Here is a 3,243-nt window from a genome sequence, read left to right as displayed (position 1 = left end):
CGAGTGAATTAGAGTTTTAAAAAAGCTTGAATTCAAAAAGAAATAATCGCTAGTGTTCGAAAGAACACTCACAGATTAATAACATTTTGGGTTTTCAAACAACTTCGTTGTATTGGAAAACAAAAAGATTAAGTTATTAAGGGCGCACGGTGGATGCCTTGGCACTAGAAGCCGATGAAGGACGTTACTAACGACGATATGCTTTGGGGAGCTGTAAGTAAGCTTTGATCCAGAGATTTCCGAATGGGGAAACCCAGCATGAGTTATGTCATGTTATCGATATGTGAATACATAGCATATCAGAAGGCAGACGCGGAGAACTGAAACATCTTAGTACCCGCAGGAAGAGAAAGAAAAATCGATTCCCTGAGTAGCGGCGAGCGAAACGGGAAGAGCCCAAACCAACGAGCTTGCTTGTTGGGGTTGTAGGACACTCTGTACGGAGTTACAAAGGAATAAATTAGACGAATCATCTGGAAAGATGAATCAGAGAAGGTAATAATCCTGTAGTCGAAAATTTATTCTCTCTTGAGTGGATCCTGAGTACGACGGAGCACGTGAAATTCCGTCGGAATCTGGGAGGACCATCTCCCAAGGCTAAATACTCTCTAGTGACCGATAGTGAACCAGTACCGTGAGGGAAAGGTGAAAAGTACCCCGGAAGGGGAGTGAAATAGAACTTGAAACCGTGTGCTTACAAGTAGTCAGAGCCCGTTAATGGGTGATGGCGTGCCTTTTGTAGAATGAACCGGCGAGTTACGATTTGATGCAAGGTTAAGCAGTGAATGTGGAGCCGTAGCGAAAGCGAGTCTGAATAGGGCGTTGAGTATTTGGTCGTAGACCCGAAACCAGGTGATCTACCCATGACCAGGCTGAAGTTCAGGTAACACTGAATGGAGGGCCGAACCGACTTACGTTGAAAAGTGAGCGGATGAGTTGTGGGTAGCGGAGAAATTCCAATCGAACCTGGAGATAGCTGGTTCTCTCCGAAATAGCTTTAGGGCTAGCCTCAAGTGATGATTATTGGAGGTAGAGCACTGTTTGGACGAGGGGCCCTTCTCGGGTTACCGAATTCAGACAAACTCCGAATGCCAATCAATTTAACTTGGGAGTCAGAACGCGGGTGATAAGGTCCGTGTTCGAAAGGGAAACAGCCCAGACCACCAGCTAAGGTCCCAAAATATATGTTAAGTGGAAAAGGATGTGGCGTTGCCCAGACAACTAGGATGTTGGCTTAGAAGCAGCCATCATTTAAAGAGTGCGTAATAGCTCACTAGTCGAGTGACACTGCGCCGAAAATGTACCGGGGCTAAACATATTACCGAAGCTGTGGATTGTCCGTAGGACAATGGTAGGAGAGCGTTCTAAGGGCGTTGAAGCATGATCGCAAGGACATGTGGAGCGCTTAGAAGTGAGAATGCCGGTGTGAGTAGCGAAAGACGGGTGAGAATCCCGTCCACCGATTGACTAAGGTTTCCAGAGGAAGGCTCGTCCGCTCTGGGTTAGTCGGGTCCTAAGCTGAGGCCGATAGGCGTAGGCGATGGATAACAGGTTGATATTCCTGTACCACCATAATTCGTTTTAAGCGATGGGGGGACGCAGTAGGATAGGCGAAGCGTGCTGTTGGAGTGCACGTCCAAGCAATGAGACTGAGTGTTAGGCAAATCCGGCACTCTTAAGGTCAAGTTGTGATGGGGAGAGGAAATTGTTTCCTCGAGTCGTTGATTTCACACTGCCAAGAAAAGCCTCTAGCTAGAATTGTGGTGCCCGTACCGCAAACCGACACAGGTAGTCAAGATGAGAATTCTAAGGTGAGCGAGCGAACTCTCGTTAAGGAACTCGGCAAAATGACCCCGTAACTTCGGGAGAAGGGGTGCTCTTTAGGGTTAACGCCCAGGAGAGCCGCAGTGAATAGGCCCAAGCGACTGTTTATCAAAAACACAGGTCTCTGCTAAACCGTAAGGTGATGTATAGGGGCTGACGCCTGCCCGGTGCTGGAAGGTTAAGAGGAGTGGTTAGCTTCTGCGAAGCTACGAATCGAAGCCCCAGTAAACGGCGGCCGTAACTATAACGGTCCTAAGGTAGCGAAATTCCTTGTCGGGTAAGTTCCGACCCGCACGAAAGGCGTAACGATTTGGGCACTGTCTCAACGAGAGACTCGGTGAAATCATAGTACCTGTGAAGATGCAGGTTACCCGCGACAGGACGGAAAGACCCCGTGGAGCTTTACTGTAGTCTGATATTGAAATTCGTCACAGCTTGTACAGGATAGGTAGGAGCCGTTGATACGTGAGCGCTAGCTTACGTGGAGGCGTTGGTGGGATACTACCCTCGCTGTGTTGGATTTCTAACCCGCACCATTTATCATGGTGGGAGACAGTGTCAGATGGGCAGTTTGACTGGGGCGGTCGCCTCCTAAAGAGTAACGGAGGCGCTCAAAGGTTTCCTCAGAATGGTTGGAAATCATTCATAGAGTGTAAAGGCATAAGGAAGCTTGACTGCGAGACTTACAAGTCGAGCAGGGTCGAAAGACGGACTTAGTGATCCGGTGGTTCCGCATGGAAGGGCCATCGCTCAACGGATAAAAGCTACCCCGGGGATAACAGGCTTATCTCCCCCAAGAGTTCACATCGACGGGGAGGTTTGGCACCTCGATGTCGGCTCATCGCATCCTGGGGCTGTAGTCGGTCCCAAGGGTTGGGCTGTTCGCCCATTAAAGCGGTACGCGAGCTGGGTTCAGAACGTCGTGAGACAGTTCGGTCCCTATCCGTCGTGGGCGTAGGAAATTTGAGAGGAGCTGTCCTTAGTACGAGAGGACCGGGATGGACATACCTCTGGTGTACCAGTTGTCGTGCCAACGGCATCGCTGGGTAGCTATGTATGGACGGGATAAGTGCTGAAAGCATCTAAGCATGAAGCCCCCCTCAAGATGAGATTTCCCAACTTCGGTTATAAGATCCCTCAAAGATGATGAGGTTAATAGGTTCGAGGTGGAAGTGTAGCGATACATGGAGCTGACGAATACTAATCGATCGAAGACTTAATCAATTTTATAAACCGTTTTGATTGGTGATTATATTTTACTTACTATCTAGTTTTGAATGTATAATTTAATACATTTCATTGTCTGGTGACAATGGCAAGGAGGTCACACCTGTTCCCATGCCGAACACAGAAGTTAAGCTCCTTAGCGCCGATGGTAGTCGGACTTACGTTCCGCAAGAGTAGGACGTTGCCAGGCAA

General features: G+C 48.6%; 2 rRNA genes. Both read left to right on the top strand.

From position 1 onward, the window contains the following. The first annotated feature begins 126 nt into the window (after window positions 1-126). A 23S ribosomal RNA gene (locus MHZ36_RS14215) occupies window positions 127-3,048 on the top strand. 78 nt (window positions 3,049-3,126) lie between these two features. Further along, window positions 3,127-3,241: ribosomal RNA gene (gene rrf, locus MHZ36_RS14210) — 5S ribosomal RNA — on the top strand. Window positions 3,242-3,243: the final 2 nt, after the last annotated feature.

Source organism: Staphylococcus sp. ACRSN, assembly GCF_022346615.1.
Taxonomy (GTDB): Bacteria; Bacillota; Bacilli; order Staphylococcales; family Staphylococcaceae; genus Staphylococcus.
The sequence above is the reverse complement of the archived record's forward strand: the minus strand, read 5'-3'. Positions and strand labels throughout refer to the sequence as shown.